This is a genomic window from Algoriphagus jejuensis (genome assembly GCF_039523455.1).
Taxonomy (GTDB): Bacteria; Bacteroidota; Bacteroidia; order Cytophagales; family Cyclobacteriaceae; genus Algoriphagus; species Algoriphagus jejuensis.
On the sequence record NZ_BAAAFI010000002.1, the window covers coordinates 479,468 to 502,210 of the forward strand.

Here is a 22,743-nt window from a genome sequence, read left to right on the forward strand (position 1 = left end):
GCATGGCAAGCTTATCCAGTATCAGTATCAACAGGCCAGTTTTGGCCATCGTGATGTCCCTTGTTATCCTGCTGTTTGGTGGGATTGGAATATCACTTCTAGGAATTCGTGAGTATCCCAGTGTGGATCCTCCAGTCATCAACGTCAGCACTTCCTATGTCGGGGCAAACGCTGACGTCATAGAAGCTCAGATCACCGAGCCACTCGAAGAGCAAATCAATGGGATCCAGGGGATCAAATCATTGACCTCGACCAGTTCGGACGGGAGGAGTAGTATTACCGTGGAATTTGAAGTAGGAGCAGATCTGGAAGCGGCAGCAAATGACGTGCGGGATAAAGTCGCCGGAGCTCAGCGAAATCTGCCTCCTGATGCTGATCCTCCCGTGGTGTCTAAGGCTGACGCTGATTCCTCTCCGATAGTCGGAGTTAATGTGAAAAGTGATACCAGAACGCTTTTGGAACTTACTGATATAGCGGACAATATATTCAAAGAACGACTCCAGACCATCCCGGGTGTGAGCCGGGTTCAGATCTGGGGAGACAAAGAATATGCGATCCGATTGAGAATGGATCCGCTCAAGATGGCATCCTATGGCATTACGCCTTTGGATGTGCTGAGTAAGGTACAAAGTGAAAATGTCGAGTTGCCCTCTGGCAGGATCGAAGGGCAAAGCATCGAGCTTTCCGTCAGGACAAAAAGCCGACTCAGTTCCCCTCAGGAGTTCAATAATCTGATCATCAAAGAAGACCAGAACAACATCGTTAAGTTTCAGGATATCGGAAATGCAGAGCTGTCGGCCTTGAATGAGAAGACTGTCTTAAAGCGGAACGGAGTGCCGATGGTCGCAGTCGTATTGGTGCCGCTTCCTGGATCCAACAACATCGAAATGGCGGACGAATTTCACCGAAGACTGGAATACATCAAGAAGGACTTACCCAAGGACGTAGGAGTTGAGATTGCTTTTGACTCCACCTCTTACATCCGCAGCTCGATCGCTGAAGTGCAGGAGACGATCATCACGGCCTTTATCCTAGTGGTTGCGATTATCTTCCTTTTCCTGAGAGATTGGCGCACGACTTTCATTCCGGTATTGACGATTCCGATTTCACTCATTGGGGTGTTCTTTGTCATGTACATCATGGACTTTTCCATCAACGTGCTAACCTTGCTGGGAATCGTGCTGTCGATTGGACTGGTAGTCGATGATGCCATCGTGGTGCTGGAGAATATTTATGCCCGGATAGAAAAAGGAGAGAGTCCCCAGAAAGCGGCAGAAGAAGGGTCTGAAGAGATTTTCTTCGCTGTCATCGCGACGACAGTGGCTTTGGCCGCGGTATTCCTTCCGGTTATTTTCCTGACCGGTACTACGGGCAGATTGTTCCGTGAATTCGGGATTGTGGTGGCGGGATCGGTGATTATTTCCTCCTTTGTGGCCTTGACCATGACGCCGATGCTCAGTGGCAAGATGCTCAAGCTGAGAGAGAAGCACAATGCGTTTTACAATTTCACCGAGCCGTTTTTCGTGAAGCTCAATAATGCCTATGACTATCTCTTGGCGATGTTCATGAAGATTAGATGGATTTCTTTCCCTTTGATACTGTTGATGGGCTTTGGGATTTATTGGTTGTTTAATACGATTCCATCTGAATTGGTGCCGATGGAAGATCGATCCGAACTCCGAATCAATATGTCTGGACCTGAAGGCGCGACCTTCGGTTTCATGGGTACAGAGGTCGATCGCATTTCTGAAATTATCTTAGGTCAAGTTCCTCCTGAGGAAATGGTCGGTCTGACGAGTGTGACGTCACCGGGGTTTGGATCAGGAAGCACGAATTCAGCATTTATACGAATGTATCTTACCGATGCGGACAAGCGCGGTCGTAGCCAGCAAGAGATTTTTAATGCGGTAAACGGGGTCTTGAAACAACAAACCGCTGTTCGGGCTTTTGCTCAGCAGCCCGTGTCCATCGGGGATAGACGAGGGGGTTTGCCTGTGCAGTATGTAATTCAAGCGCCAACTTTGGAGAAATTAAAAGAGGTCATCCCTCCGTTTTTGGAGAAAGCTGCTCAAAATCCAGCGTTCATTTTCACAGACATCAACCTCAAGTTTACCAAGCCAGAACTCGAAATCGAAATCGACAGAGAGCGGGCCAGAAACATCGGGGTATCCGTTCAGGAGATCGCTCGGACACTCCAACTTTCCTATTCCGGACAGCGATTTGCCTATTTCATCATGAATGGAAAGCAATATCAGGTCATCGGAGAGATGCGCCTTCAGGACAGAAATGAACCGATCAACCTGAGAATGCTCTACGTAAGAGGAGGAAATGGGCAGTTGGTACAGTTGGATAACTTGGTCAAGGTGATAGAGAAAAGTACCCCGCCACAGTTGTATCGTTTCAATCGATTTGTAAGTGCCACCGTATCGGCAAACTTGGCAGAAGGCTATACTGTCGGTGCCGGTTTGGATGAGATGGATAAAATAGCCGCTGAAGTCCTCGATGGCTCCTACTCTACAGATGTATCCGGACCATCTAAAGAATACCGCGAAAGCTCCAACAGCTTGTTGTTTGCCTTCCTCTTTGCCTTGATCCTGATCTACCTGGTACTTGCTGCGCAGTTTGAGAGTTTCCTTGATCCGCTGACCATCATGTTCACTGTGCCGCTGGCGCTATTTGGCGCATTGGCAACGTTATGGTTGTTTGATTTTACCTTGAATATTTTCAGCCAAATCGGGATCATCATGCTGATCGGCTTGGTGACCAAAAATGGAATCCTAATTGTCGAGTTTGCCAACCAACGAAAAGCACAGGGTTTGGATCCGTACGACGCCATCTATGGTGCTGCGGTGGCTCGTTTCCGTCCGATCTTAATGACCAGTTTGTCGACGATTTTGGGGATCTTGCCGATTGCATTGGCACTCGGTGCCGGTGCGGAGAGCAGAGTTCCGATGGGCGCGGCGGTCATTGGCGGACTGGCCTTTGCTACCATCCTTACCCTATTCATCATCCCGGCCATTTATACTTATCTCACTTCTAAGCAAGGAAGATTAGCCAGAATTTAATGAAAAAATTAGCCTTTTTATTTACTTGGGGATGTCTCTTGACTTCACTGTCAGGTTTCTCCCAAGAAAGTTTAGACCTAGAAAAAGCAATTCAGATAGGTCTGGAGAAAAACCTCCAAATAAAGATTGCAGTCGAAAATGTTAACCTGAGAGAGGGAGATCAACGAATCGGTGTGGGCGAGCTCTTCATGCCCACTGTAGACGCGACTTACCTGCGCTCTTTCAGCAAGGAAGATGTCACCCAGCGGTTTGTTAACGATCCCGAACCTCGGCAGATTGACGATGCGAAATCTCGGAACGAGAACTTTAACGTGGTGGGGATTTATGGCTTTCGGCCCGAATCGATCGTGATTATGAAACGGCTCGGCCAATTGACGGAGATCAGCGAACTTGAAGCGAAGGTTGCGGTGGAAAATACCGTTGCCGGAATTTCAACAGCTTACTATCGTTTGATTCTGGAACTGCAGCGGTTTCAGGTATTAAAGGAAACGCTCACCCTCAGCCGTGCCCGATTGGATATTGCCAAGGCACAATATGAGCTAGGCGGGGCAGGAAAGCGAGACTATCTGACTGCCGAGGTCGATTACAATTCTGATTCTAGCCTGTTGCTCAGTCAGGAGCAAATCATCCAAAATGCGCAGGTCAATCTGAATGAGCTGATGGCGGTGGATCCCTATGAGCCATTTTCTGTCCGCGACACCATCTTGGTGGGAGAGATTCAAACCTTGGTCGACCTGGAGGAAAATGCCTTTTTGGAAAACAAGCAGTTGCTGATCAGTCAACGCCTGAGCAATGTAGCCTTTCTTCAAACCCGGGAACTCCAAGCTTCCAGGTTACCGATGTTGAACCTCAATGGAACCTACGTAAACAATACGTCCAATTCTGATGCAGGTATCTTGGCCCAGAACCAACGCTCGGGCTTTAACTACGGAGGCAATATCACCGTCAATTTATTCAGCGGATTGACGCTCAATCGACGGATCCAAAACGCCAAAGTCCAGCAACGGATTCAGGACAATAGTTTGGAGCTATACGAGATTCAGCTAAAATCCGATATCGCCAGAGCTTACAATACCTATGCGAACAACCTCAGGCTATTGGAGATTGAGCGGCAAAACTTTCAGGTCGCCAGCGAAAACACAGCGATCGCGCTTGAGAGATTTAGATTGGGAATCGCGTCCTACCTCGAATTTCGAGATGCCCAAGTCAATAACCTCACCGCCAAAAACAGGTTGATTACTTCTATTTTCCAGATCAAAGAGCAGGAAATTGAGCTGCTCCGATTGTCTGGAAAGATCTTCTTTGACAACAGTACGGAGGATCTTCAGCTCCCCGTAAATTGATATTAAAGCGGAAGCACGAAAGCTTCCGTTTTTTATTTGCTTTTTTCGGAAATCACTTTAATTTTCTTTTGGCATAGCGTTTGCCAAGTGGCCTTGTGAACCATCCCGGATTTTTCGGAGTAGAATGAAAAAAACGCTGACGCTGAGCCTTTCCATCATCATACTGATGCTATTTGGCGTGCAGTGTACTTTTTTGGAGGAAAGGTTCGACACCATATTTCATGATCCCTACGTGCTAGACTTGCCGGGGATTAAGACCCGCGGTACCTTGCGTGCCGCAGTGGACAACAACTCCACCAGCTACTATATCTACCGTGGACGCCGAATGGGCTACGAGTTTGAGTTGCTGCGTGATTTGGGCAAAACACTAGGTGTTCAGATCAAATTTGTGGTGGTGAATGACATTGAGTCCGCCTTTCAACACCTTGAAGCCGGAAAGGTAGATCTGATCGCCATGAATCTTGAACATAGCGCGGTTAGGTCTGATCGCATTGCTTTTACGCAAGCGCTAGGTAGCATGAGCACGGTAGTGGTAGGCTTAAAATCCATGGAAAAGCCGGTGTTTTGGGAGGGGATCGGAAACGATACGATTTACGTCCGAAAAGGGACGGTTTATAAATCTCAACTCAAGCATATCAAGGATTCACTTTCTCTGAATTTCACGGTTTTGGAATCGCCGGAACACGAAGAAACCCTCATCGATCAGGTCGCGGATCAGGATATCAAGTGGACGGTTGCGGATAAAAACATCGCTCAGGCCAATGCCACCTATTACCAGGGCTTGGATATTCATCTTAAGGTAGCGGAGGAAGGTAGCGTCGCTTGGGCTACGCGGAAAAATTCCCCCAAACTTCAGGAGGAGGTGAATGCGTGGCTGACCGATAAGAAAAAGCGGTTTATCCCGACACTCTATTCCAAGTACTTTCTCAATTCGAGAAACAGTTACTATCGATCAATTAGCCAGTTTTCATCCTTGGCTGGAAACCGGATTTCCGTTTTTGACGACATCATCCGAGATGGTGCCGGGGAATTGGGATGGGATTGGCGTCTACTGGCGGCTCTCGTTTATAAAGAGTCCGGCTTTGACACTACCGCCACATCCTATGCCGGTGCGGCGGGACTGCTTCAGCTGATGCCGGTCACCTTGGAGCGATTTGGAGTCACCAATCCCAATGACCCGACTCAGTCCCTCAGCGGCGGAGTGCGGTACTTGCAATACCTCGATAAGTTTTGGAGAGAGCGGGTTCCGGATTCCAAGGAACGAATTCGATTTATCCTAGCTTCCTACAATGTCGGTCAGGGACACGTCGAGGACGCCTGGAGGCTGACGATGAAATATGGGAAAAATACCCGGAGCTGGAAGGATGTTTCCTTTTTTCTCAATCTAAAAAGTGATCCCGAATACTATCGGGATCCTATTGTCAAAAGCGGATATGCTAAGGGTCACGTGGCGGTGAACTATGTACGCGATGTACTGAGCCTTTTCGAATCGTACAAGACGCTGGTAGAGCCCTAGACTACTCGTGGAGCTCAAACAATGCCTCAACTTCCACCGGAATATTGTCGGGTAGCGAGCCCATGCCGACCGCGGAGCGCACGCCGATCCCGTTTTCTTCTCCCCATACCGCCGCAAAGAGTTCACTACACCCGTTGATGATGAAGGGGTGTCGCTCGAAGTCAGCGGTACAATTGACCATCCCCAGTACTTTGATCACTCGCTTTATCCTATCGAGCGAACCAAGGTTGGCTTTGATGGTGGACAGCATCGCAAGACCTACCTGTCGAGCCGCTACTTTTCCCTGTTCCATATCCAAGTCTGCGCCGATGCGTCCCATGATCAGGCTGCCATCATCCTGGACTGTTCCGTGACCGGACAGGTATAGATACTTGCCGTCGATCAGACAGGGCTTGTAGACGCCGAGTGGCTTAGGGGCTGGAGGCAAGTTCAGACCGAGCTTCGCAAAGTTGTTTTCAGGTGTTTCCATTGGACTAAATTTTGGATGGAAATTAGACAAAAAGATCTAAAATAAGGACTCCAATCAACCCGGAGACCGCTACAATGGTTTCCATCAGCGACCAAGATTTCAGGGTGTCTTTGATGCTCACATTGAAAAACTCCTTGTACATCCAGAATCCTCCATCGTTGAAGTGTGAAAACATCAAGCTACCAGCGCCGATGGATAGAACGAGTAGGTTGGGATCGACATTCATCGTGGTGACCAACGGAGCGATGATACCGGCAGTGGTCAGCCCGGCGACCGTCGCCGATCCTACGCACACTCGAATGACAGCAGTGATCATCCACGCAAGGATAAGCGGATGGATGTCCCAGGTCTGGAGGCTCTCGGCGATGGTCAGGCTTACTCCTGTGTCAGTAAAGATCTGCTTGAGCGCTCCAGCGCCAGCCACAATGAGCAGAATCATCGACACGTCTTTAGTCGCAATAGTATAGATATCCATTAGGGTGACCATGTTGGTCTTTCTGAAAATCCCGAGAGAAAAAGTGGCATAGAACAGCGAAACCAACATCACGACGCCGGGATCGGCAATGAAATTTATGATGGGGCTGAGCGGGTCTTCCGGGGAGATGTTTAAGCTCAGGGCGGTAGTGCCGATCAGTAGGATCACCGGCAGCAGGGCAGTGAAGATGCTGTTGCCGATGCCGGGAAGCTCACTTTCTGGCTTGGGTTCTGCCTGGAAAGTCTTCAGCGGTTGGGATTTGATATTTTTCAGAAAAGGAGCAAGAAGTGGCCCCGCGATGATGATCGTCGGAATGGCAATCAGGAAACCGTAGAAAAGTGTCAATCCCATATTGGCATCAAACTGCGCCACCAGCGCTGCCGGGGACGGATGAGGTGGCAGAAAACCATGGGTGACGGACAGTGCAGCTAACAGAGGCATACCGACATACACCGCCGGAAGCTTGTATTGATAAGCGACGGTAAAGGCCAAGGGAACCAGCAATACAAAGCCGACATTGTAAAAGAGCGGAATACCCACGATGAGTCCGGTGAAGGCCATCGCCCAGGTGATGTATTTTTCTCCAAATATCTTCATCAGAAAACCGGCGATCCGCTGTGCTGCGCCACTCTCGGAGACGAGCTTGCCAAGCATGGCACCGGTCACGATCACGATCACGAGGTCACCGAGCATGGCGCCCATTCCTTTTTGGACAGATTTGGCAACTTGGTCGGCTGGAAGTCCGAGCAGCAGACCGCCGGTGATCGAGGCAATCAGGAAAGCAAGGAAGGGATTGAGCTTGGCCCATACGATCAGCAGCACCAGGATAGCGATGCTGACCAACACAAAAACAAAGGTCATAGGTTAGGATTGGGGTTTGTCGGGTAAGATAGGGAAATCGAAGAAAACTGTCTTTCGGCTCAAGAAATTTTGGAGCTATTTCCTGATTAACTTTCCCCTCAAAGCCTGCTGATTCGAGTTGATCGATACAAGATAGACCCCCGGTGTGAGTTGGTGCATCAGCTGTTCCAAGTCGGCATCAAGGTATCTGCCTTGGTGAAGGAGTTTTCCCTGGGTATTGTAGATAGTCAACTCCGCACCGTTCTCGTCGAAGACATTCGGCAAAACCATCCGGACCTCGCCAGAGTAATATGGATTTGGGTAGATGATTAGCTTGTCAGAGGCGGTTTTGCGTTTTGATATTTTTGTGATTTCACTCCAGCCGATATTTCCCGAGGGATCTACCTGCCGAATTCTATAATAGTTGTCTATATACAGATCTGCTGAGTTATCCAGAAATTGGTAGCTCTGGATCGGATCTATACCGCCCTGAAATTCCGTTACGCCGATCTGCGTCCATTCTAATGCGAGTGGGTCAGCGCATTTGTAAATTTCGAAGTTCAGCTCCCCCTTTTCCCCCACCACATCCCAGCTGATCAAGATGCCACCCTCAGTGATTTTTGAGCTGATACCCAGCCAAGTTATCGGCAAGATCGTTGGCGTGCGATCACTTCCAATGGTAAAATCAGTTCCCACCAAACCGGCAAAAGTCAATTCCCGTCTCGCCCAAAGTTCTATTGGATCTAAGCCAGGAGCATGATTTCCCGGCGCCGCATAACCGGTGCCTACAATTCTGAGATCGTTCACATCATCCACGACCAATTGATGTGCGGATATCCTGAGCTCTAGCGGATTTGGGCTCGGAGTCAAGTTGGTAAAAGTAAGGTAGCTGAATAGCCGATAAAGAATCTCTGTTGAGTCGGTATCGAAGAAGCCGGAATTGTATTCCGCTCCTTCGTATTCTGTGAAAGCAATCGTCAGGTTCCCTCCCGCAGAATTCCCCAAAAGCTGGACTTTGCGGAGGCCACCGTTTCGGGTGTCTTCAAATGGAAAGGTAGCATTGTTTGCCGTCAGCGTGGCTGGGATGCCGAAATAGTGGAGCTGCCCGACATTTTTCCAAGATCCTCCCGAGTAGTTTAAGGCTCCTGAGAGTCCGCTATTGATTGACAGGTCATTCCCTTCGAGATCCATACTGCCTTGTGTGAGCGTTAGATTTCTTTGGATAGTTAGATCGGAATTTGGATAGAAATGGCCGCCTGATTTATTCAAATCCAGATCTCGGATTACCAATGGAAATCCCAGAATTTGCTGATCTCCCGAGCCTGCCAGGGTCAAGCGGGTACTATTGGTGATAAAATTCCCTGATCCGCTCTTTTCCAAATCCCCAGACAGCGTCATTTCGTTCGGTAGGGCGAGGGCCTGGGTGCCTTGCAGTTCCAAATCGTGAACTTCGTCTGGAGTTATGGCATCTACATAGGAGCTTGATAGAAAAGTCTTGGAACCCGTGTCCCCACGAAAGATCACTTTTCCGCCCAATTGGAAATTGGCCGCCTCGATGCGGGGAGAGTTTCCTTCCAAGATCAGAGTTCCGCCGCTTTGCAAGTCGAAATTGAGAGCGCTCGTTGTTCCGCTGGTCGATCGATTCAGGATGTTTGAATTGCATTCTGATATCAAAGTTGCACCGGGTTCGATCACAAAATCTCCAAATGGCCCAATTCCAAAAACTGTGGTTTCGGTGTTGAAAGACAACGTAAAACAGGTATTCGGCAAAACTGAAGTATCCAGTTTTTGGAGTAGCGATCCGGACCGAATGGTAAAAGCCAAGGATTTGAATGGCGCTTCCAAGGAGAAGGTTTCGCCAGGATCGGCTTCAAAAATCACTGAAAATCGACTTTGGGTCGTTTGCGCACTCCAGCTGTTTTTTTTAATGAGCACCCTTGAGGTTCCCTTGAAAGTCAGGGTACTCGCGAGGGAGTTCCCAATCCAGTTTATACTATTCCAGGCATTATCCGGAGTACCGGGGGCTGGGCCTGAGAAGGCATTTAGTGATCCGTAGATGTCAAGGTTGAATCCGTTCAGATTAAGTTTTTGGCCGGCGCTTGTTTCAGCATTTATAAAAACACTTTTCACAGCTTCGTGTCCGATAAGTCTGAGTGTGTGTGTCTGATCGATGTAGATGTCGTTACTTTGAGTAGGTTTTACAACGGCCGGATTCCAGACCGTTCCATTCCAAACCACCCAAATGGAGACGTTCGGAAAATTGCCACTGCTGATGGTTTTATAGGCATTTAATTCTTGTGAAAATGCAGACTCCAGAATCAAGCATACTCCTCCAACTGCCAGGAATAACCAGTATATTCGGCGGAGAAAAAATCCTAAGAGGGAACCTAAAAAGCTAAAAATATCCATAAAAAATTGGATGAAAAAAGTAGTAGAATTTAAGAAGATGAAATCTAAAAACAAGCTAGTTTACCTCTTTTTTTTGTTGATTTTCATGGCTTTATCGCCAGGGAAAGCACAGGTTTACGAAGTGAGTTTATTGACTTGTTCACCGGGCGAGGAGCTTTATTCCAGTTTTGGGCACAGCGCGGTCAGAGTGCGGCAGATGACTCCGGGTGGTCAAGATCTGGTGTTCAACTACGGCACCTTTGACTTCCGCGCGCCAAACTTCTACGGGAATTTTGTCATGGGACGACTGGATGACTATTATCTCAGCGTCACGACTTTTCCTAACTTTATCCGCGAGTACGACTATTTCCAAAGGGATGTGCGAGAGCAGGTGTTGGATCTTTCGGTGGAGCAGGCAGACAATCTGGTTCAACGGTTAACTTTTGAGTCCGATCCTTCGCGCCGCTTTTACAGCTATGAGTTCTTTTTTAACAACTGCGCGACAAAAGTTCGAGACGTATTTGAGACCGCACTCGGGGATGAGTTAGTATGGGGCGAGGTAATCCAGGAGGAAGAGAAAACGTTCCGAGACTTAATCGACGAGTATGTCTATTCATTTCCTTGGTCTGATTTTGGAATCGATCTGGCTTTAGGTTCGGTGATCGACCGGGATGCGACAGAGCGGGAAAAACAATTTTTGCCAGACTATATGGAGGAAGCTTTTGCCAAAGCAACCCTCGTGGGTGACGGACCTTCGCGAGCGCTGGTCAAAACAAGCCGGGTGATTTTGGAGTTTCCGAAAGAAGAATTTGTAATGGATACGCTGAACCCCTACACGGTGATGTGGGCTGTGGCAATCCTGTTTGTTGCGGTGACTTTCTTTGGTCACAAAAAGAAAAGGTTGCTGGTCGGCTTTGACATCGGATTGTTTTCCGTCCTTGGGTTACTGGGGCTGCTGTTGACTTTCCTTTGGTTTTTTACCGATCACGCAGCGACCAAGTGGAACTGGAATATCCTCTGGGCGTTTCCAGGACATCTTGTCCTCGTCTGGGGATTGTTGAAAAAAGACGCGTTTCCTTGGCTGAGAAAGTACTTGCTGTTTGCCCTGATTTTGGCAGATGCTGCGGTAGTGTTTTGGATTTTGGGATGGCAGTCTTTTCACCCGAGCCTGATTCCCTTATTCTTGGTGATCATCCTCCGCACTAATTACCTTTATTATAATATAGGAAGCAGCTCACTGAAAACCAGGTGATTTTGAACCGTTGAAAACTTTTTGCCCGACTTTTGGTGTTGGGTGTTGGAAGAAAAGCTATGGATTTTAAACTAACCTCAGACTACCAGCCCACCGGCGACCAACCGAATGCCATCAGGGAACTCGCTGCCGGGATCCATGCCGGCGAATCCGCGCAGGTTCTGCTCGGCGTGACAGGTTCTGGCAAAACTTTTACAGTTGCCAACCTGATTCAGGAAACCCAAAAGCCCACTTTGGTACTGAGCCACAACAAGACCTTGGCAGCCCAGCTGTACGGGGAGTTCAAACAGTTTTTTCCTGAAAATGCGGTGGAGTATTTTATCTCCTACTACGACTACTACCAGCCAGAGGCCTTTATTCCCAGCTCGGGAACCTACATCGAAAAAGATCTGAGTATCAATCAGGAGATCGAAAAGCTACGACTCAGCGCCTCGTCGTCTCTGCTGACCGGCAGACGGGATGTAATTGTAGTGGCGTCTGTTTCCTGCATTTATGGTATCGGGAATCCGGAGGAATTTGGCAAAAATGTCGTGCGACTCCAGGAAGGAGACCGGATTCCGAGGAATCAGTTACTGTTTAAACTGGTAGACATCCTGTATAGCCGAACCCAATTGGATCTGACGCATGGGACTTTTCGGGTGAAGGGTGATACGGTGGATGTGTTTGTCGCGTATGCGGATTTTGCCTATCGGATTTTCTTTTGGGGGGATGAGATCGAGGCCATCCAACGGATCGAACCAGCGACGGGCAAGAAGCTCGCCGATGAAAAGATCATTTCTATCTTCCCGGCCAACCTTTTTGTGACCGGAAAGGATACACTCAATACTGCGATCCACGAGATTCAGGACGATATGGTGGCGCAGGTTAATTTTTTTGAAAGCGAAGGAAAATTCATGGAGGCCAAGCGCCTGCAGGAGCGGACGGAGTTTGATCTGGAGATGATCCGAGAGTTGGGCTATTGTTCAGGAGTGGAAAACTATTCTCGGTATTTTGACCGGAGACTGCCCGGCGCGCGGCCTTTTTGCCTGCTCGATTACTTTCCTGATGATTACCTGATGGTAATCGACGAGAGCCATGTCACCGTTCCGCAGATTCGGGCGATGTGGGGAGGAGACCGTTCCCGAAAGGTCAACCTGGTGGACTATGGTTTTAGACTTCCCTCTGCACTGGACAATAGGCCGTTGAAGTTTGAAGAGTTTGAGCAGATGACACCGCAGACTGTCTATGTCTCAGCCACGCCAGCGGACTATGAATTGGCGCTCACTGAAGGCGTCGTGGTGGAGCAGATTATTCGTCCGACAGGTTTGCTCGATCCGACAATTGAAGTGCGTCCAAGTCAAAATCAGATCGACGATTTACTGGACGAGATTGACCAAACGATCAAGACCGATGCCCGAGTGCTGGTAACGACGCTGACCAAGCGGATGGCGGAGGAGCTTCAGAAATTCCTGGAGCGAGCGGGAGTCAAGTCGCGCTACATCCACTCCGAGGTGAAGACGCTCGACCGCGTGGAGATTTTGCGCGAGCTGAGACTCGGAGTTTTTGATGTCTTAGTCGGAGTCAACCTACTCAGGGAAGGTTTGGATCTTCCGGAGGTTTCGCTGGTTGCGATCTTGGATGCGGACAAAGAAGGCTTCCTGAGAAATGAGCGCTCGCTCGTTCAGACTATCGGCCGGGCAGCGCGGAATTCCGAAGGCCGAGTGATCATGTATGCCGATAAGATTACTGACTCGATGCAAAAAGCCATCGATGAGACCAAGCGGAGACGTGCGCTTCAAATTGAATACAACACGGAGCATGGCATCACTCCGACTACGGTGGTCAAGTCCAGAGACAAGATCATGGGACAGACCAAAGTTGCGGACTCGAAGAAAGGTGCGAAGTTCTATGCAGAGCCTATGCCTGGCGAAGCACAGATTGCGGCAGATCCAGTCGTGCAATACTTGAGCAAAGATAAGCTCGAAAAGCTGGTACAGCAGACTCAAAAGCAGATGGAAAAGGCAGCGAAGGAGCTCAATTTCATGGAAGCGGCTCGACTCAGAGACGAGTGGCAATCACAAAAATCACGTCTTGCAGAGCTCGGTCGGGGAGTCGACAGCTGATATCTTAACCAACCATTTAAAGCTATGACGCTTTCAGAGGTGAAAGCCCTTACCGCAAAAGGCGAGGGGCTCAAGATCGAATTCAAGAAAAAGGCAGCGTTTCCCGAGAAAATCGTCCGAGAGGTGATCGCCTTTGCCAATACCGAGGGCGGAGATCTGCTGATCGGAGTGGATGACGACGGCACAGTCAGTGGGCAGCGATATATTGAGGAGGAGATCTTTGTGATGGAAAAAGCCATCCGGGAGCTGATTTTTCCGGCACTGGAGGTGCCGGTTTTTTCGGTTAAGCTTTCAGAGAAAAAAGGCGTGGCTATTTTTCGAATTCCAAAGAGTCCGGAGCGCCCATACTACCTTCGGGAGAAAGGTCGAAAACAGGCCTATATCCGCGTTCAGGATCACAGTGTCCAAGCGAGCCGGGAAGTTTGGGAGATACTGAGAAAGGGGCGCGTTCAAAAGGATACGATTTTCACTTATGGTTGGAAAGAGGAAATTCTGATGAAAGCGGTGGGGGAAAAGCGGGAGGATTACGCTGAAGGAATTTTCAAAATTGGCCAAGATTCCTCGCTTTTTAGCCTCAAAGACACTTGTCAGGCTTGTGGCGGCCAACGTGCTCACGATCCATCCACAGGAATCCGAAGACTATTTTACGGTCAAAGGATAGGTAGGTCGATTCCGGTTTGCTTGAAAAATCCCGCATTTCCCTGAAGTCCTCCGGTGTGTATCATCAGGATGCTGGATCCTTTTGGAAAATGATTTTTTTCAATTAAATCCCAAATGCCGAAAGCCATCTTGCCTGTGTAAATCGGGTCGAGCGGGATGTGAAACTCCGAATAAAACCAATGCATAAAACAGATCAATTCCGGTTTGTGTTTGCCATATCCGCCAAAGTGATAGTCCGTTTGAATTTCCCATTTGCCAGACGAATGGATGTTGTACTTCGAAAATAGATTCGCCATTTCTTTCCGAATGAATTCACCTTTCAGAGAAGAGCAGCCGATTAGCGTCTGTTGAGGTTGGAGGCTTGCGATCAGTCCGGAAAATGTGCCTCCTGTACCAATAGACACAGCAACGTGCGTATAATTGGAATGAGATTCATCAAGGATTTCTTTCGTCCCGGCAATCGCCAATTCGTTGGTTCCGCCCTCCGGAATAAGATAAAAGTCGTCAAACAGGATCCTCAATTTTTCCTGGAACTGCGGAGAATTCTTGTTTCGATAGCTTTCCCTGTCCACAAAATGAAGCTTCATCCCCATCTTTCGCGCATACGCCAACGTCGGATTGGCCAGATCGGCGTCTTCTCCGCGAATGATCCCGATGCATTGTAAATCTTCAGCATGTGCTGCTGCTGCTGTGGCGTGGATATGATTGGAAAATGCCCCACCAAAGGTCAGAATCGTTTTTTTTCCAAGCGTTTTTGCTTCTTCGAGGTTGTGTTTGAGTTTGAAAAACTTGTTGCCGGATACCACCGAATGGACTTTGTCCAATCTCAAAACGGCCAATCGAATCACTTTTTCTGACAAAAGAGGATGCGATAGGTGTTGAATAGGAATAGGTTGTGCGACAAGCATTTGGAGACTTTTGCCAAAGTTAAGCGACATCCTTCTATTTTTGCGGCATGAGCCAACAACCCGAAGAAGAGTTAGAAGAGGACGAGTTAGAATTGTTTGAGCGCCATCGGATTTTGGTGGACAAAGGACAAGCTCTGGTTCGGATTGACAAGTTTCTGACCGAGAAGATCGCCCACGTCGCCCGTAATAAGGTGCAGCAAGCTATCGAAAGCGAGACCGTTTTGGTGAATGGGAAGCCTATCAAGTCCAACTATCGGATCAAGCCGCTTGACGACATCCAAGTTTTCATGGACAAACCTCGTCGCGATACGGAGGTGATTCCTGAGGATATTCCGCTGGATATTGTCTACGAGGACAAAAGTCTGCTGATTGTAAACAAACCTCCGGGTATGGTTGTGCATCCTGCGCAGGGCAATTGGAATGGTACTCTGGCGAATGCGTTGGTTTTTCACTTTCAGCATTTGCCGGAGATGAAAGGCAACGAAGGAAGACCGGGGCTGGTGCATAGGATCGACAAGGATACTTCGGGTCTTCTGGTGATTGCCAAGTCGGAGGATGCGATGACTCCATTGGCCTCCCAATTTTTCCACCATACGATAGAACGGACTTACTTGGCATTGGTCTGGGGTGAGCCGGAGGCAGATTCCGGGACAATCCGCGGACACGTCGGCAGAAGTGCCAAAGACCGAAAGGTGATGGATGTATTTCCCGATGGTAGCCAGGGGAAGCATGCTGTGACCCACTGGAAAGTTTTGAAACGTCTACGCTACGTGACGCTGATCCAGTGTAATTTGGAGACTGGACGCACTCACCAAATACGTGCCCACATGAAGTACGTTGGTCATCCACTTTTCAACGATTCAATGTATGGGGGAGATAAAATCCGCAAAGGGACGCAGTTTGCCAAGTACAAGGCATTTATTCAGAATTGTTTTGATCTGATGCCACGTCAGGCCCTGCATGCGATGAGTTTGGGCTTTGTGCATCCGATCACCAAAGAGAAGCTTTATCGGGAAGCGCCTCTTCCGGAGGATTTCGGCGCAGTACTGAATAAGTGGGAAGACTACGTCAATTTCGAATAGTTTATTTCTGATTAGGCAATGAATTGGTATATTTTATTCATAAAATTCAAAAAAACGAATCAATATATGTCGATTAGGCAAAAAAACACCAACTTGTTGATAGATCTTTAAAAAATCGGCCTTGAGAGCAATCTATTTTATGTAAATGATAATTATTTGTCGTTTTATTAAATATACTGTAAATTTTCAATCATATTATTGAATAATTTGTAATTATCCGGAAACACCTACTATATTTGAAATATCAAACAGAGACAAATGGTCTCTCACACAATGTAGGATGTTGAAACTGGCAGACAAGCCCTCCTGTCTCGGGGGTGGAGGTCATAGGATAAAGCATTTAGCGAGCTCGTAAATTTGCCTAACTACTCCGTGGAGGTTCGAATCCTTCTCCTACAGCAGGTTATTTTGGGTTTATTGTTAATTGACTAAAACCATGAAATTCTATTTCATGGTTTTTTTATTGCCTAAATTTTTTCGGGGTAAACAAGTTTTGCATATCCTCGGAGTATTGACAGTAGCCTTCAACACTGTCGGCAATTCTAAACTGACGGGCAGTCAAACATTAACCCTGCCTTTGACACAAGGCAAGCATGTCCAGCGCACGATAATCACATTTACTTTATCACAACTAAATCCTTACTGGCTAGGTGCCGGGTAGTCAGTTTGAATTTTCTTTCAAACGGCATTCGAAGCAAATTTGACCCTGGCAAACTTGTTGTCAAATTTTTAAAAAAAGGCTTTTTCATGCTTGTTGAAATGTGTGTAAATTCAATTAATTGACTAAATAATTACAAATAGTGTAAAAATTATAAATAATTGTTGCCAAAATTTCAGTAAAAGAATCAATTTGTTAACTTTGAAACATCAAACAGAGACAAACGGTCTCTCACACGATGTAGGATGTTGAAACTGGCAGACAAGCCCTCCTGTCTCGGGGGTGGAGGTCATAGGACAAAGCATTTTAGCGAGCTCGTAAAATTTGCCTAACTACTCCGTGGAGGTTCGAATCCTTCTCCTACAGCAGGTTATTTTGGGTTTATTGTTAATTGACTAAAACCATGAAATTCTATTTCATGGTTTTTTTATTGCCCAATTTTCCGGGAGAAAAGGAGATTTTGTATTTCTGTCGGCATTCAATTGTGGGTTGAAACAGATTCGAGTCTTAAAAACCTCTTGCCATATTTTTAAAAAAAGGTGTTTTCGTGCTTGTTAAAATGTGCGTATTTTTAATTAATTGACATTAAAATTATAAATAGTGTAAAAATTATAAATATTTGTTGCCAAAATTTTAACAAAAGGATCATTTTGTTAACTTTGAAATATCAAACAGAGACACATGGTCTCTCTCACAATGTAGGATGTTGAAATTGGCAGACAAGCCCTCCTGTCTCGGGGGTGGAGGTCATAGGACAAAGCATTTTAGCGAGCTCGTAAAATTTGCCTAACTACTCCGTGGAGGTTCGAATCCTTCTCCTACAGCAGGTTATTTTGGGTTTATTGTTAATTGACTAAAACCATGAAATTCTATTTCATGGTTTTTTTATTGCCTATACTTTTCTGAACGCCACTGCAGATTTCTTGAGCACACCGGATTCATTCCTTGATAAGCATCGGGAATTGAGTCGATTTGCTTTTTTTCCGCTCGAAAAGCAAAGGTTGTTTTGACCTGTCCAAAAGTCAGAATGCAGCTATAAGATTTTGTACTGGTGTTTAAACTCGAAATTTATAACAAGTAGATCCTGATTTTGTAATCTATTGTCAAATCTCTAAACAAACCCGTGATTTTCAGGCTTTCTTTTTCTTATTTTTTAATTTATTCATCTTTTATTGACTATAATGTAAAAAATAAAAATAAAACTTAACAAAAGTTTAATAAACCACTGGGTTTTCTAATTTTGTGACACTAAAGTTCTCAAACCTATTCAACTGATTGATAAAAGCTCGCAAGAGCTTTTTGATTATCAGGGGATTGGAACAAACGCTTCCGACGGGCAGCCGTGTTCCTCTCTCTGATTTTATTTACATACTGTAGGATGTTGAAATTGGCAGACAAGCCCTCCTGTCTCGGGGGTGAGGAGTTCAGCACAAAGCGTAATTCAACCGGACTATTGCCTAACTGCCTCGTGGAGGTTCGAATCCTTCTCCTACAGCCCTTTAAAAGCAATGCATCGCATTGCTTTTTCTGTTTTTGGGCTTTTTTGTGCTATCTTTTGAATATTTATTTCTTATCTCACATTTATGGAATCTGAGAAAAAGGAGAAACATTTTGCTCATCCTCTTCGAAGAAAAATTCTCAGGATCGGAATGATCGTCGTGCTTTCCCTACTCTTTTTGGAGTTTGTGCTGTACTTCGGTTCCAATATTTTTCTCAGAAAGTTTGCCCAAAGGAAGATCAATGAAGCTACCAAGGAGGTTTACCTGGTGGATTTCAATCGATTCAGTTTTTCGTTGATACGCCGGGGATTTTTTCTTGACGGCATCGTCATGCAGCCGGTTAATCCGGACAAGAGAAGGGCAGATCAGGCGCTGTTTGACATTACTTTGGATCAAATGGCCTTTAGAAGTCTTTGGTACGATTTTGCTGACAAGGAGTTCACCATCGGCAAGATCTATATTGACAACCCCTATATCAAACTGGATCTACCTCCAGGTTCTAAGCTTGATGCCAAGAACACGGACGGGGATAGCACGATGGTGGAGCCAAGCATTTCTCCGGTAAAAGCCCTAGAAGATGAGATCAAAAGGATCGTGAGGAACATGAATCTCACCGGACTCTTGATTAAATCGGTGGAGATAGACCATGCCAATGTGTTCTTCTCCAATTTTTTGAGCAAGGCAGATTTAAAGGCGGACAATACTTCGCTGCTGATTCGAAATATAGATTTTACGACTCAGGAAGAGTGGAAAACACCTTTCAATGCGGAAGGTTTTGAATTTGAACTGGAAAAGGTGACTTATCCGGTGGCGGATGGCGTGCATGAGATTACGGCGGACCGGGTGTTCATATCTTCGTTGGACAACGTGATAGACATTCAGTTGCTGAGTTTGACAGCGGATAAAACCAAAGAGAGCAAGGCCTATTATCAGGTGGGGCTCAAAGAACTTCGGGTTGGAAATGTAGACCTCAACAAGGCATTTATGACTTCGATCGTAGAGATCGATGAGTTGATCCTTGACAGTCCCGATCTGGAGGTGGCGAGCAACCCGAGAGTGAAGTCGGACAGCGCCGCGTCGGGAGATCTAAATGATTTCATCAAGGGAAGCCTAGAGTCGGTCAGGATCAAGGAGTTGTCGATCAATCGGGGAAAGTTTGTGAAAGCCGAGATTGACGATAGTCTCAGAAATAGGATTGAACTGGACGAGCTGAACTTCAAGATGGTTGAATTCTATCTTGGAGATGATTCGATCAGAAAGGAAAATCAATTTTTTTATGGCAAAGATGCCGCTATGGAAATCAAAGGCAGCCGGATTTACCTTGGAGATCAGATTCATTTGGTGACTGGAGAAGAGGTCAGCGTGTCTTCGTTCAAGGATGAGCTGATGGTAAAGAAATTGAGCATACAGCCCAGGCCGGGATCGCTCAGTACGCAAGATCCAGAAAGGTTGTTACGATTGGATTTGGCTGAGTTTTCGATTGACAATGTCGGGTTAAAAGAGCTGTACAACAACGGCGTGCTCCATGCCGAACAGATTAAGATCCTGCGTCCCAAGGTGGAATATACGGAACTGTCCAGTTCAAGTGGGGATAAAAAGAGCCAGGTGCCACTTGGAGAAATCGTCGGCGACTTTATGAATGAAGTCTCAATAGGGACCTTTGAAGTAGAAGATGGCACTATTCAGTTCATCGGCGCTGGAGGCGAAAGGCGGAACGACATAGAGTTTGAGAAGTTTAGTATTCGATTGGAAAAAATATTTTTTCAACCGGAAACTTCGGCGAAAATCCAGGATCAGGTTCAGCTGGACGAGATCTATCTTAAGCTGGATAAGTATCGGCTCCAGTTGAAAGACAACCTGCATATCATCCTGGCGGATCAGTTGACTATTGATTCCAAAGGGCAATTGATCGAAGTGAAGAACCTTACCATACAGCCTGAAGATCACGAGCAGCTATCGGAGGCGCTGGAGGCGTATGGGAAGACCTCACTAGTCGATTTTACGGTGCCGATATTTCGTGCTGAGGGGGTGGATATCAAAGCGATCTTTTATGATGAAAAGCTTTTTGTACATCGCATTCTAATGCCGAACCCCGTTTTTTCTATAGCAACCTATCGGGAAAAAATTAGAACCGGGGTCGATTCCCCGAGTTCGAATGATGAGCTTCGGGAGGTCTTGCTGGGATATTTCAAGGCGATAGCTGTAGATACCGTGAGCTTGGTTGAGGCGAAGGTCAGCTACCGAAGTCAGGTTGAAGGGAAGCGATCAAATTTTGAGGAGGACAACCTGTCGCTTGGTCTCAGAAATTTTGTTTTGGACCAGAATGCGGAGATTTCCAACGATAAAACCTTGTTTTCTGATGAGATCGACCTGAGGTTTAACAATTATTCTTTCAGTCTTGGCGGAGGTAAATATGAGGTGACGACTGACAAACTTCATTACAACTCGCTTCGACAATCGATTGAAGTGGAAGATCTGGTTTTGATCCCCAATGCGGATTTCCCTGGCAAAATTCAGCTGGCGCTTGTCCTTCCCAAGGTGGACTTCAAAGGGGTGGATATAGAACGTTTTCTGTTTGAGAACAAACTCGATTTGGACAAATTGGAAATCGATCGTGGGCAGTTTGAGATCGGAATAGACCGGGCAGTGACGACGGCCCCCTCCTCCAGCTCAAAGAAACCGAGAAATGCCCGAAAAAGATCCCTGGAAGAAGTGGTTATCGACACGATTCAGACAAGTAATTCGAGACTATCTATCAACTATCAAACAGAAAACTCTCCACTCAATTCCATAGAAACAGACTTTGGCCTGTTGATTCGCGGATTTAAACTTGATTCGACCATCGTCGCGACCAGAGATGTGGGGAGTCTGTATGAGGTCGCAAATCTGAACTTGAACGAATTCCGATTTGCCATGCCCGACAGCGTCCATACCCTGGGGTTTTCGAAGGTCGAAATCGGGTCGTTTAAAGATGAGATTGTGTTTTCTGATTTTTACCTCGCTCCGAAAGATCAGTTTGGCAATCCCGGGAATCCGGCGATAGATGCCAAGATCGACCAGTTGATCCTCAGGCACAATCATTTGGCAGAAATTCAAGAGACGGGAGTTTTTGATTTGAGTGAGTTGCGGTTGGTCAACCCGACGATCAATCTCTATTTGGATACCGCCAAAGTCAAAAAGGAAACCAAATCGCCGAAGACAGCTTCCAAGACTTCCCTGATTCATTCGGTTTTGCTAGGAGACTTTATATTGCAAAATGGGAAACTCGTATTACATCATAAAGGAGTAGGGCCGATTCCCCGCCTTGGCTTCGAGGGCATTTCTGCAAAAGCGATTGACCTCAACCTCAATCTGCTGGACCAGGAACAGGCACTGGATCTGAAATTGTTGGCCGAGAAAAATGCTGAGTTTGGTCTTAAGAATTATGCAATTGTCACGCCTGACAGTCTTTATAAGGTGGACATCGGAAGCGTGGACTACAGCGCCGGGAATCTGGTTTTGAAGGAAATCTATTATCGTCCCGTAGATGGTAACTATGGTCTCCTGCGAAAGTTGCCCTACCAGGCAGATGTGGTGACCGCCAGGGTAGGTGCACTGAAGATAAATCAAATTGATCTGGAAAGTTACCTTGAGCAAAATCTCATCAAGGCCGAGGAACTGGTAGTCGAAAATCCGGAAATAGACCTGTTTAGGGACAAACGACGTCCCTTTGACAGCACGGCCTTTAAGCCGATGCCTCAGTATATGTTGGAAAATGCCGATGTAAATGCAGACCTGTACTCTCTGAGGATTCGGAATGGGCGGGTAAGATATTTTGAATTTGCCCCCAAGGGGATGGTTCCCGGCATGATTTCTTTTGATCGGATCAATGCGGATCTGGCGCCTTTTTACCTGAGAAAGCAAGAGCAGGCATACCCATTGGATCAGCTCAGACTGGGAGTGGAAGCCTATATTATGGATACGTCACGAGTTGGGCTAGAGGCTAAGATGTATTTTAGTGAGAAATACCCCATGGAGGTGGCCGTAAATATGACCGATTTTGAATTTACAGCGGTCAACGATTTCCTTTCCAAAACTTTGTTCATTAAGGCACTTGACGGCACCGTTTCGGACGGCACTTGGAACTTCACACTGGACGACAATGTGGCTAGGGGCGAGATGGAATTTGGCTATTCTGATTTGAAGATTCAGTTTTTGGACTCCCTGACACTTTCGCAAGGCATGGGAAAATTGAAATTCTATACGTTTGGAGCAAATCTTTTTGCAAAAAACTCTAACCCGAGAGCCCTGTCCTCCAAGATTGCCAGACGCAAAATCTACCAGCCTAGAGACAAGCGAAAGTTTGTGTTTGCGTCATGGTGGAAGGCCACTTTCAGCGGACTTCGAGGCACAATCGGCCTGGGTCGGGCCAAGGAGCCGAAGCGAAAGGAGGACGAAGAGCATCGTTGAGAATTGGTAAGACTTGCTGGTAGCTCGAAGTCGCCGG

The 22,743-nt window shown here is 46.9% G+C and carries 13 protein-coding genes; 9 read left to right on the forward strand and 4 right to left on the reverse strand.

Annotated features, from left to right (window positions below; genetic code table 11):
- Positions 1-2: 2 nt before the first annotated feature.
- The 3 genes from ABD031_RS03045 to ABD031_RS03055 all read left to right on the forward strand — a co-directional run bounded on the left by ABD031_RS03045 (position 3) and on the right by ABD031_RS03055 (position 5,924).
- Positions 3-3,065 (forward strand): efflux RND transporter permease subunit, encoded by a 3,063-nt coding sequence (locus ABD031_RS03045; RefSeq protein ID WP_343848326.1) that lies wholly within the window; start codon positions 3-5, stop codon positions 3,063-3,065.
- Positions 3,065-4,408 (forward strand): TolC family protein, encoded by a 1,344-nt coding sequence (locus ABD031_RS03050; RefSeq protein ID WP_343848327.1) that lies wholly within the window; start codon positions 3,065-3,067, stop codon positions 4,406-4,408. The genes ABD031_RS03045 and ABD031_RS03050 overlap by 1 nt, the downstream gene beginning before the upstream one ends.
- A gap of 124 nt (positions 4,409-4,532) precedes the next feature.
- Positions 4,533-5,924, forward strand: coding sequence for an MltF family protein (locus ABD031_RS03055; RefSeq protein WP_343848328.1), 1,392 nt, complete (start codon positions 4,533-4,535; stop codon positions 5,922-5,924).
- Position 5,925: 1 nt separating this feature from the next.
- Here the strand turns inward: ABD031_RS03055 and ABD031_RS03060 are convergent, their stop codons facing one another.
- The 3 genes from ABD031_RS03060 to ABD031_RS03070 all read right to left on the reverse strand — a co-directional run bounded on the left by ABD031_RS03060 (position 5,926) and on the right by ABD031_RS03070 (position 10,117).
- Positions 5,926-6,393, reverse strand: a complete 468-nt coding sequence (locus ABD031_RS03060; RefSeq protein WP_343848329.1) for a RidA family protein — start codon at positions 6,391-6,393, stop codon at positions 5,926-5,928.
- Positions 6,394-6,415: 22 nt separating this feature from the next.
- Positions 6,416-7,729, reverse strand: coding sequence for a gluconate:H+ symporter (locus tag ABD031_RS03065; protein ID WP_343848330.1), 1,314 nt, complete (start codon positions 7,727-7,729; stop codon positions 6,416-6,418).
- A gap of 75 nt (positions 7,730-7,804) precedes the next feature.
- Positions 7,805-10,117 (reverse strand): T9SS type A sorting domain-containing protein, encoded by a 2,313-nt coding sequence (locus ABD031_RS03070; RefSeq protein WP_343848331.1) that lies wholly within the window; start codon positions 10,115-10,117, stop codon positions 7,805-7,807.
- Positions 10,118-10,127: 10 nt separating this feature from the next.
- Between ABD031_RS03070 and ABD031_RS03075 the strand changes: the two genes are divergently transcribed.
- From ABD031_RS03075 to ABD031_RS03085, 3 genes are read left to right on the forward strand one after another with little or no spacing between them, the layout of a single operon-like run.
- A complete protein-coding gene (locus ABD031_RS03075) occupies positions 10,128-11,348 on the forward strand; it encodes a lipoprotein N-acyltransferase Lnb domain-containing protein (protein WP_343848332.1) in 1,221 nt (406 codons plus the stop codon).
- Between the two features lie 59 nt (positions 11,349-11,407).
- The gene (gene uvrB / locus ABD031_RS03080) at positions 11,408-13,450 is read left to right on the forward strand and encodes an excinuclease ABC subunit UvrB (protein WP_343848333.1); all 2,043 of its coding nucleotides are present in this window, start codon (positions 11,408-11,410) and stop codon (positions 13,448-13,450) included.
- Positions 13,451-13,474: 24 nt separating this feature from the next.
- The gene (locus tag ABD031_RS03085) at positions 13,475-14,155 is read left to right on the forward strand and encodes an AlbA family DNA-binding domain-containing protein (protein ID WP_343848334.1); all 681 of its coding nucleotides are present in this window, start codon (positions 13,475-13,477) and stop codon (positions 14,153-14,155) included.
- Here ABD031_RS03085 and ABD031_RS03090 read toward each other — a convergent pair.
- A complete protein-coding gene (locus tag ABD031_RS03090; protein ID WP_343848335.1) occupies positions 14,101-15,048 on the reverse strand; it encodes a 1-aminocyclopropane-1-carboxylate deaminase/D-cysteine desulfhydrase in 948 nt (315 codons plus the stop codon). The two genes, ABD031_RS03085 and ABD031_RS03090, sit on opposite strands and share 55 nt — an antisense overlap.
- A gap of 17 nt (positions 15,049-15,065) precedes the next feature.
- On the opposite strand from ABD031_RS03090, the gene ABD031_RS03095 reads away from it, so the two are divergent.
- The 3 genes from ABD031_RS03095 (at position 15,066) to ABD031_RS03105 (ending at position 22,706) form a co-directional block, all read left to right on the forward strand.
- On the forward strand, positions 15,066-16,100 hold the full coding sequence (locus tag ABD031_RS03095) for an RluA family pseudouridine synthase (protein ID WP_343848336.1): 1,035 nt from the start codon (positions 15,066-15,068) through the stop codon (positions 16,098-16,100).
- Positions 16,101-16,536: 436 nt separating this feature from the next.
- Complete coding sequence (locus ABD031_RS03100; protein ID WP_343848337.1) at positions 16,537-16,761, forward strand: hypothetical protein; 225 nt, start codon at positions 16,537-16,539, stop codon at positions 16,759-16,761.
- 1,580 nt (positions 16,762-18,341) lie between these two features.
- Complete coding sequence (locus ABD031_RS03105; RefSeq protein ID WP_343848338.1) at positions 18,342-22,706, forward strand: hypothetical protein; 4,365 nt, start codon at positions 18,342-18,344, stop codon at positions 22,704-22,706.
- The last annotated feature ends 37 nt before the right edge of the window (positions 22,707-22,743 follow it).